Raw genomic sequence first — 7,679 nt, forward strand, 5'->3', positions numbered from 1 at the left:
CGGGCCCTCAGGATGAGGTCGCGTTTCGCGGCGAGATATCAAACCCTCATGGTGAGGAGCCCGCCGAAGCGGGCGTAGCGGACGATGCTTCGCATCGCCGCGAGAACCGTGCAGGCCGAGCTCGGTCGGCAGCCTCTCAACCGTCATATGCGATAGCCCTGTGCCCCATCCGGGGGGTGAGGACACTGCTTTTCGCGCCATGCCCTGTTCGTGGCATTGCCCGGGCTCGTCAAAAAACCAAAGCATTCTCGTGACATACCTGCCGGGCTCGCCATCAACTTGCCATGAACTTGCCTCTGAGATTTGATGGTTCCGAATGATTTGCGCTGTGGCAGCGGGGAGAGCTTGAAATGACGGATTTTCGTCGCCTGACCGGGATGTTGATCGCCGCCCTTGGTCTGGTCCTGTCCACATCTTATGCCTCCGCCCAGCAGCCCGACCGGGGCGACGAGCCGGGCCTGGTCGCCGACGATGCTTACCAGCTCGACCCGGAATGGCAGAAGCAGGTCGTCTACTTCCGCACTACGGAAACGCCGGGCACCATCATCATCTCGACCGCCGAACGCCACCTGTACCTGGTGCAGCCGGGCGGGCGCGCGATCCGCTACGGCATCGGCGTCGGTCGCGACGGCTTCCAGTGGCAGGGGCTGGTGAACATCACCAACAAGAAGGAGTGGCCGGACTGGACGCCGCCGCCGGAGATGATCCAGCGCCAGCCCTATCTGCCGCGCTTCATGGCCGGCGGCCCCGGAAATCCGCTCGGCGCCCGCGCCATGTATCTCGGCACCACCGTCTACCGCATCCATGGCACCAACCGTCCCGACACCATCGGCACCAAGGTGTCCTCGGGCTGCTTCCGCCTGGTCAACAATGACGTCGCCGATCTCTACGATCGCGTCCCGGTCGGGACCAAGGTGGTCATCCGGCAGAAGCCCGAACTCTAAGGGTTATCGTTTGAGCATGATCCTTTCGGAAAACCGCTTCGCACTTCTCCGGATCATGCTCTCCACCTTCCTCAAAACTCCTTTTCCCGATCATTTCGAGAGAGAGACATCATGCGCACATTCCGAGGCGGCCTGCTGATCGGGCTCGCGGTCGCCGTCCTGGTCGCCGCTCTGGCCATCATCTATGAATTCTACGACACCCGCACCCTGAAACGCACAGTTCGCCGCGGCGAAGTGCTGTGCGGCGTCAACAAGGGCCTGCCGGGCTTCTCGAACCCCGACGACAAGGGCAACTGGACCGGCTTCGACGTCGATTTCTGCCGCGCGGTCGCCTCGGCCATCTTCAACGATCCGAGCAAGGCGAAGTTCGTTCCGCTCGACGCCAGCGAACGCTTCAAGGAATTGCAGAGCCGCAAGGTCGACATCCTCTCGCGCAACTCGACCTGGAGCATGGCGCGTGAGCTCGACTACGACCTCTATTTCCCCGCAGTCGCCTATTACGACGGCGCAGGCTTCATGGTGCCGCGCTCGCGCAACAAGGAGACCTCGCTGGACCTGACCGGCAGCAAGGTCTGCGTGCAGGCCGGCACGACGACGCTGCTCAACCTCGCGGACTACTTCCGTGCCAACAACATGAAGTATGAAGAGGTCAAGTTCGACAAGCTCGAAGACGTCGTGAAGGCCTACGACACCGGCAAGTGCGATACGCTCACCGCCGACGTCTCCCAGCTCTACGCGCTGCGGCTCAACCTCTCCAAGCCCGGCGACCACATGATCCTGCCGGACATGATCTCCAAGGAGCCGCTCGCTCCCGTCGTGCGCCAGCGCGACGATGACTGGATGATGATCGTGAAGTGGACGCTCTACGCGATGATCAATGCCGAGGAGCTGGGGGGTCACCTCGGAGAACATCGACGAGGCCCTGAAGTCGAAGAAGCCGGAAGTGATGCGGCTGGTCGGCACCGAAGGCAATTACGGCGAGCAACTCGGCCTCACCAAGGACTGGGCCGTCCGCGTCATCCGCCACGTCGGCAATTACGGCGAGATGTACGAGCGCAACATCGGCGAGAAGTCCAAACTGAAGATCCCGCGCGGCATGAACCAGCTGTGGAATGCCGGTGGCGTGCAGTACGCGCCGCCGATGCGGTAGTCACGCTCTGCGCCGTCATTGCGAGGAGCGACTTGTCCGCCGTAGCTCGAAGAGCGAGGGCGGAAGCGACGAAGCAATCCAGACTGCCTGTGCGGAAAGACTCTGGATTGCTTCGCTGCGCTCGCAATGACGAGCTTGGGGCAGGCGCCCTCCACACTCTCAACTGTCATCGCCCGGCTTGACCGGGCGATCCAGTATTCCAGAGACGTCAATCGTATACGGAGAGGCCGCGGCGTACTGGGTCGCCCGGTCAAGCCGGGCGACGACACCGTGTGTGAGGCGGCCCCGGAGCTCAATACCCCCGCGAGCGGGCGAGCTGCTCGGTGTGGTAGTTGGCGTCGCCGAGCAATTCCTCGCAGACCCTCGCGCGCTTCATGAAGAAGCCGATGTCGAACTGGTCGGTCATGCCCATGCCGCCATGCATCTGCACGCCTTCCTGCACCGCGCGCGTGGCGGTGGTGCCGGCGCGGGCTTTTGCCACTGCGACGGCTGACGCGGCCTTGGCGACGTCCGTATCCAGCGCCTGGAGCGCCTTCATCGTGGCGGCGCGGGTGATCTCGATGTCGACGTAGAGCTGCGCGGCGCGGTGCTGGAGCGCCTGGAATTCGCCGATCAGCTTGCCGAACTGCTTGCGGCTCTTCAGGTACTCGACGGTGCGGTTAAACACCTCGTCGCTGAGGCCGACCATTTCGGACGCAACGGCACCGCGGCCAATATCGAGCACACCGTCGAGCAGGCCCGCGCCCTGGTCGACCTCGCCGAGCACGCTATCGGCATTGACGTCGACATTGGCGAATTCAATCCGTGCCGCGTTGTGCGCATCGACCATGATGGTGCGCTCGACGGCAACGCCCTTGGCCTTGGGGTTGACCAGGAACAGCGTCAGCCCCTCGCGCTCGCCGGCGGAGCCAGCGGTGCGCGCGGCGACGATGAAGAGGTCCGCGACATGGCCGTCAACGACCAGCGCCTTCGCACCACTGAGCCTGAAGCCGTTGCCGGCGCGAACGGCCTGGAGGCTGGTCTGGAGCGGGCGATGCTTGGCGCCCTCGTCGATCGCAAGCGTTGCGAGCAGCGAGCCGTTGGAAATCTTCGGCAGATACTCCGACTTCTGCGCGGCATTGCCGCCGCGGCTCAGCGCCGAAGCTGCGACCACGCTGGTGGCGAGGAACGGCGAGGGCATCAGCGTGCGGCCGATCTCCTCCATGACGACGCCGGCTTCGACAAAGCCGAGGCCGCTGCCGCCGAACTCTTCCGGCACGAGCAGGCCGGCAAAGCCCATCTCGGCGAAGGACTGCCACAGCTCCTTGGAGAAGCCGGTGGGATCCTTGGCGTCGCGCAAGCCGCGCAGGTGCGACACCGGCGCCTTGTCGCTGATCAACCCGCGCGCGGAGTCGCGGAGCATCGATTGTTCTTCGGTGAGGACGAGGGCCATGGTGGTTGTTTCCGATTCGAAGTGTAGCTATGTTCGTCATTCCGGGATGGCCCGAAGGGCCAGGCCCGGAATCCATATCCCCGATTGGTGGTTATGGATTCCGGGCTCGCGCTTTGCGCGCCCCGGAATGACCGTGCGAGAGTGTGCTCTTAAGCCCCCGGCAGATCGAGGATGCGCTTGGCGACGATGCCGAGCATCACCTCGGACGTGCCGCCCTCGATCGAGTTGGCCTTGGTGCGCAGCCAGGCACGCGGACGGGCGCCCTGCTTCGAGCGTTCGCTCTCCCATTCCAGCGCATCGACGCCGCCGGCCGACATCAGGATCTCGTAGCGGCGCTTGTTGAGTTCGGTGCCGTAATATTTCATTGCCGAGGAGAAGGCCGGATGCGCCTGCCCCGCCTTGGCGAGATCGACCGCGCGCTCGGCGCAGGCCGCGAGCGCGGCTTCATCGACGTCGAAGCTGGCGATCTGGCTGCGCAGCATCGAATCATCGAGCTTCCCTTGCGCATCGGAGCCGACGGAATCCGCCGCGATCTGACCGAGCGGACGGCCGACGCCGCGCTCGCCCATGCCCGAGATCATCGCGCGCTCATGCTGGAGCAGATATTTCGCGACGTCCCAGCCGCGGTTGACGGTGCCGACCACGTGCGACTTCGGCACGCGGACGCCGTCGAAGAAGGTTTCACAGAACGGCGAATAGCCGGAGATCAAGAGGATCGGCTTGGTCGAGACGCCCTTCGAGGTCATGTCGAACAGGATGAAGCTGATGCCGTCATGCTTCTTCGCGGCCGGGTCGGTGCGCACCAGGCAGAAGATCCAGTCGGCGAAGTTGGCATAGGACGTCCAGATCTTCTGGCCGGTGATGACGAAATCGTCGCCGTCGCTTTCGGCCCGGGTCTGGAGCGAGGCGAGATCGGAGCCGGCGTTCGGCTCGGAATAGCCCTGGCACCAGCGGATCAGGCCCGCCGCAATGTTCGGCAGGTGCTCCTTTTTCTGCGCCTCGTTGCCATACTTCAACAGCGCCGGCCCGAGCATCCAGATGCCGAAGCTCGACAACGGCGGCCGCGCACCCATCTTCGCCATCTCCGCGCGCAGCACCTTGTGCTCGGCAGCGCTCAGACCACCGCCGCCATATTCCTTCGGCCAGTCCGGCACGGTCCAGCCCTTGTCGCGCATGCGCTCGAACCAGATGCGCTGCGGCTCGGACGAGAACTTTGCGTTGCGCCCGCCCCAGAACACGTCGGCGTCGGATGTCGCGGGCTTGCGCATTTCCGGCGGACAATTGGCTTCCAGCCAGGCGCGCGTTTGCTTGCGGAATTCTTCGAGATCGGCGGCTTCAGATTCGCTCATGGTCGTTTCCATCAATCAAAGTCGGCTTGTTGCTGATGACTCTGGGCCATCGCACCGTGGAATTCAACCACTTCCGTAGCCCTCGCGGCTACGCACGCCGCGCTGCATTCGGCTATAGTCGCCGCGATGGCGAGGCTTGAAAACAAAGAGGAAACAACAATGCGCCTGAAACTACTTTCGCCTGGCGAAATGAACGACGGCCAGCGGCAGACCTATGACGAGTCGATTGCCGGCAAACGCGGCAAGCCGCCGGCGCCGATGATGGCCTGGCTCAACAGTCCCGAGATGGCACGTCACGCGACGCGGCTCGGCGAGGTCCTTCGTTTCGATACCGCATTTCCCGCAAAGCTCTCGGAGATCGCGATCCTGGTGACAGCGCGGCACTGGACCGCGCAGTACGAATGGTATGCGCATAAGCGCCTCGCGCTCCAGGGCGGCATGAAGCCGGAGATCATCGACGCGATCCGCGACCGCCGCACGCCGGAGTTCGACGATCCCAAGGGCAAGATGATCTACGATCTGGCGAAGTCGCTGCACGAAGGCCACGGTGTCGAGAAGCGTCTCTACGACGAGGCAATCAAGCTGCTCGGCGAGCGCGGCGTCGTCGAGGTGATCGGGCTGTGCGGCTACTACACGCTGGTGTCGATGACGCTGAACACGTTTGAGTTCGAGCTGCCCGAGGGCGAGGTGCCGGAGCTGTCCTAGTTGCCCATTCGGAAACGATAGGTTTCGGGATAGGCCAATAGCGCTGTCCCGGAGCCCGGCCTATGTGGAGTTCAGGAACGGAGCAGCCACATGTCGCAAAATTCAGCCGTCAATGCCGGCACCCGGATCGGCCACGTTCACCTCAAGGTCGCCGATCTCGATCGTGCGCTCGGCTTCTACTGTGGCGTGCTCGGCTTCGAGCTGATGCAGCGCATGGGCTCGGGCGCCGCCTTCATCTCGGCCGGCGGCTATCATCACCACATCGGGCTCAACACCTGGGAAAGCAAGGGCGGCTCACCGCCGCCGCCGGGCACGACGGGGCTCTATCACACCGCGATCCTCTATCCGACGCGGCCGGCGCTGGCGGATGCGCTGCACCGCGTGCTCTCGGCCGGCATTGCGCTCGACGGCGCCAGCGACCACGGCGTCAGCGAGGCGCTGTATTTGCGCGATCCGGACCAGAACGGCGTGGAGCTGTATTGGGACAAGCCGAGGGAGCAATGGCCGTTTGGAGCGGATGGGAAGCTTGCGATGTTTACGAAGCGGCTGGATGTTGAAGATCTCTTGAGGCAACGAGAGGCGTGATCTCGTAGGGTGGGTTAGCCGGAGGCGTAACCCACCTCTTTTCTGCCCGAGTGTGCGAGAAGTGGTGGGTTACGCTTCGCTAACCCACCCTACGAAGTCTTCGCGTGGGGCGTCCCGCGCACCATGATCAGCGCCGCGGCTGCCACCTCCAGCGCGATGCAGAGATAGAACGGCAGCGAATAGCCGCCGGAGAAATCGCGCAGGAGGCCAATGACGCCGGGGCCGAACGCGTAGGTCACCTGGTTGATCGCGGTGTTGAGGCTGATCAGCACGCCGAACGAGGCGGAGTCGAACTCCTGCTGCACGATCAGCGACGGCAGCGTGATGAGATTGCCGACCGAGAAGCCGAACACTGCGCAGGCCGCGATCAGCACATAGTCGTTGTGCAGGTTGATGACGAAGAGGAGCGCCGCCGCCTGGCTCAGGAACGACAGCGCCGAGGCGAGCCGCTGGTTGAGGCGGTCGATCACCATCGAGAACAGCACCCGGCCGACCACCGCCATCGCGGTCAGAACCGCAACGGCAACAGCGGCGCGCTCGCGTCCGATCACAGGGTCGAGGAACGAGATCAGGTGCACGATGAAGCCGACCTGGGCGAACAGCACCAGCGCAAAGGCGATCGTCACCGTGAGGAAGCCGACGTCGCGCAGCGCTGCCTTGCGAATCTCCGTCGACGATTGCGGCTTCGCCTTCGCCATCGCATGCCAGCCATGGAGATCGGGCGGGCGGCCGACGAGAAAGAGGATCACCGGCAGGAGCAGCACCAGCATGGCGCCGGCTGCCGCGTACATCGCGCTGGCAAAGCCGACATGGCCAATCAACGTCACCAGCAGCGGCACGCCGACGATGCCGCCAAAACTCGCGCCGTTCAGCGCCAGGCTGATCGCCATGCCGCGCTTCTGGTCGAACCACAGGCTGATCGTGTTGGTGATCATGGCGAGACTGGTGCCGGCCCAGCCGAAGGCGAGCACGGCATCCGCAAGATAAAGCTGCCAGGGCTCGCGCACCGCACCGATCGCGACAGCGGCGGCCGCCATCGCCAGCGTGCCGGCGATCAGGCAGAGCCGCGGGCCGTATGTCCGGACGGCTTCGCCGACGAAGACGACGAGCAGCGCGCCGAACAGATAGAAGAAGGTCGTTCCCGACGAGATCAGCGAGGCCGGCCAGCCCCGCGCGCGCTGGAGCTCGGCGACGTAGACGCTCTGGCCGTAGAAGCCGAGCCCCCAGCCGAAGGTCGCGAGCAGGAAGCAGACCGCGACGATGCGCCAGCCTTCATAGCGGAACGAGGATTCGTCGAGCGCTGGAGTCCGAGGATTGTCGAGCATGCTGCTTACTCCGTCATGCCCAGGCTCGTCCCGGGCATCCACGTTCTTCGAACCGCGCGCCTAAGACGTGGATGACCGGGACATTCTGCGTGAAGACGCGCTTCGCGCTTTAGCCCGGCCATGACGCATCACTTAATAGCCATCGTCCCAAAAATCACTTCGACGGCGATCGAAGTATCGAGACTGCTG

Annotated in this window: 6 protein-coding genes and 1 pseudogene; 4 read left to right on the plus strand and 3 right to left on the minus strand. The window is 64.1% G+C overall.

All coding sequences use genetic code 11. The features are described from left to right. The first annotated feature begins 350 nt into the window (after nucleotides 1-350). Nucleotides 351-944, plus strand: a complete 594-nt coding sequence (locus AC630_RS40845) for a L,D-transpeptidase (protein WP_074123997.1) — start codon at nucleotides 351-353, stop codon at nucleotides 942-944. Between the two features lie 111 nt (nucleotides 945-1,055). After that, nucleotides 1,056-2,094, plus strand: a pseudogene (locus tag AC630_RS40850) (amino acid ABC transporter substrate-binding protein). Nucleotides 2,095-2,386: 292 nt separating this feature from the next. Here the strand turns inward: AC630_RS40850 and AC630_RS40855 are convergent. Beyond that, nucleotides 2,387-3,526, minus strand: a complete 1,140-nt coding sequence (locus AC630_RS40855) for an acyl-CoA dehydrogenase family protein (protein WP_074123999.1) — start codon at nucleotides 3,524-3,526, stop codon at nucleotides 2,387-2,389. A gap of 149 nt (nucleotides 3,527-3,675) precedes the next feature. Beyond that, the gene (locus AC630_RS40860) at nucleotides 3,676-4,875 is read right to left on the minus strand and encodes an acyl-CoA dehydrogenase family protein (RefSeq protein ID WP_074124001.1); all 1,200 of its coding nucleotides are present in this window, start codon (nucleotides 4,873-4,875) and stop codon (nucleotides 3,676-3,678) included. Between the two features lie 159 nt (nucleotides 4,876-5,034). Between AC630_RS40860 and AC630_RS40865 the strand changes: the two genes are divergently transcribed. Both AC630_RS40865 and AC630_RS40870 read left to right on the plus strand, forming a co-directional pair. Then, the gene (locus AC630_RS40865; RefSeq protein WP_074124003.1) at nucleotides 5,035-5,580 is read left to right on the plus strand and encodes a carboxymuconolactone decarboxylase family protein; all 546 of its coding nucleotides are present in this window, start codon (nucleotides 5,035-5,037) and stop codon (nucleotides 5,578-5,580) included. A gap of 90 nt (nucleotides 5,581-5,670) precedes the next feature. Further along, nucleotides 5,671-6,165 (plus strand): VOC family protein, encoded by a 495-nt coding sequence (locus AC630_RS40870; protein WP_074124004.1) that lies wholly within the window; start codon nucleotides 5,671-5,673, stop codon nucleotides 6,163-6,165. 89 nt (nucleotides 6,166-6,254) lie between these two features. Here the strand turns inward: AC630_RS40870 and AC630_RS40875 are convergent, their stop codons facing one another. Continuing rightward, a complete protein-coding gene (locus tag AC630_RS40875) occupies nucleotides 6,255-7,490 on the minus strand; it encodes an MFS transporter (RefSeq protein WP_074124005.1) in 1,236 nt (411 codons plus the stop codon). Nucleotides 7,491-7,679 lie beyond the last annotated feature (189 nt).

The sequence above is a fragment of the Bradyrhizobium sp. AS23.2 genome (assembly GCF_001908185.1).
GTDB lineage: Bacteria > Pseudomonadota > Alphaproteobacteria > Rhizobiales > Xanthobacteraceae > Bradyrhizobium.